The following is a 562-nucleotide window of genomic DNA, read 5'->3' as shown; positions in this document are numbered from 1 at the left end:
GCTCTTGGCAGGACGAAACTCGAAGTCAAGCACGTGCAGAAATCATCCCGTAATGGAATGCGGGCAGATTACCGACTTGCCAGCAATCTCAAGCTGCTCTGCCGTTTTCACCATTTGGTGAAAACGTTCTACACCGGTATCGGTGGCTGGGCGGATCGTCAGCTTCTCGCACGGTGGAGTGGACGTCGCCCAGCGGCCACACCTACAGCACCGAACCCGGCGGCGCACTGTTCTTTCCACAGCTGGCCGTCCCCACCGCACCGCTGGAGCTGTTGTCGCTGCCGACGCCGGGCACCAACCGGGGACTGATGATGCCCACCCGCCGGCGCGCCAGGGCCGACGAGCACGCCGCCCGCATAGCCCACGAGCGTGCCATCAACGAAGCACGCTTCGCCGCCTGCAACGACCCACCCCCCTTCTGACCGGTCTCGCGCGCGGCACCGGTCATGGGAACCATTTCTCGAACGCGATCGGATGAAACGCTCCCCAGCTGGGCAGCGGCTCGTCCAGCCGGTTATACCCGGTGGTGCGGTAGAGGGCCTCGGCCTCGGGTTGGCGATCG

General features: G+C 64.8%; 2 pseudogenes. One reads left to right on the top strand and one right to left on the bottom strand.

Annotated elements, in window-relative coordinates:
* Positions 1–81: 81 nt before the first annotated feature.
* Positions 82–422 (top strand): annotated as a pseudogene (locus tag F6Q13_RS17555) (HNH endonuclease); the annotation flags it as partial.
* 22 nt (positions 423–444) lie between these two features.
* Here F6Q13_RS17555 and F6Q13_RS17550 read toward each other — a convergent pair.
* Positions 445–562: pseudogene (locus F6Q13_RS17550) on the bottom strand (GNAT family N-acetyltransferase); the annotation flags it as partial.

This window comes from Mycobacterium sp. (genome assembly GCF_008709575.1).
Lineage (GTDB): Bacteria > Actinomycetota > Actinomycetes > Mycobacteriales > Mycobacteriaceae > Mycobacterium.
This window is presented reverse-complemented; position numbering and strand designations above follow the sequence as displayed.